General features: G+C 42.4%; 2 protein-coding genes. Both read left to right on the top strand.

Annotated elements, in window-relative coordinates; translation table 11 throughout:
• A partial coding sequence (locus tag QVP40_RS03630; RefSeq protein ID WP_288200310.1) for a DUF2975 domain-containing protein occupies window positions 1-587 on the top strand: 587 nt, incomplete at its 5' end.
• 12 nt (window positions 588-599) lie between these two features.
• A complete protein-coding gene (locus QVP40_RS03625) occupies window positions 600-815 on the top strand; it encodes a helix-turn-helix domain-containing protein (RefSeq protein WP_022067135.1) in 216 nt (71 codons plus the stop codon).
• The last annotated feature ends 25 nt before the right edge of the window (window positions 816-840 follow it).

The following is an 840-nucleotide window of genomic DNA, read 5'->3' as shown; positions in this document are numbered from 1 at the left end:
AAAACAAATCCTTAACCACCTGTCAATATGCCGCTGTTTTTCTGAAAGGGATTTTGCTGTTTCTTCTTTTGGCTATGTTTTATTTAATCCTGCTCCCTGTTCTGGCAAAAGCAGGACTGGTTCCCTTCCACTATGAGTATACAGACAATTATCACCAGTTTTTTACCTGGTCAGATGCATGGTGTACAGGATTCTCCCTGCCCTCTGATCTATCAGGCCAGATTGCAGATCCTCTGAATAGCTATCTGATTTATGGTATTCTTGAAAGTATCCTGACCCTTCTTCCTGTTATGATCGTTCTTCTTTTTGTAAAACGGATCCTGGACAGAACCCTGAAGGAACACACACCATTTACTCGAAAAACGGAAAAAGATCTGCGGGTCATTTCATGGATTCTGATCATCATGGCTCTGTTTAAAAATACTTTGTATTACAGCCTGATCGAAAAGTTTCTCTTCGATTCTGTCTTTTTCCGCTTTCCGGATATCAGCGGTGAAATTTTGGTAATGGGAATCCTTGCCCTGATCCTTTCAGAAATTTTCCGGTATGGTATTGATCTTCAGGATGAAGCTGATATGACAATATAAGGAGATGGAAAAATGGCAATTATTTTAAGACTTGACCGGGTGATGGCAGACCGGAAAATTTCTCTGAACGAGCTGGCAGAACGGGTCGGCATCTCCAACGTTAATCTTTCCAATCTGAAAACCGGAAAGGTTCGTGCAATACGCTTTTCCACCCTGAATGCCATATGCAGGGAGCTTGACTGCCAGCCGGGAGATATTCTTGAATTCTCTCCGGATGACCCTTCCTGACTTTCCCTGTTCTGTCGTTTAAACT

Source organism: Blautia sp. CAG:257 (genome assembly GCF_000433815.1).
Taxonomy (GTDB): domain Bacteria; phylum Bacillota; class Clostridia; order Lachnospirales; family Lachnospiraceae; genus Blautia_A; species Blautia_A caecimuris.
The sequence above is the reverse complement of the archived record's forward strand: the minus strand, read 5'-3'. Positions and strand labels throughout refer to the sequence as shown.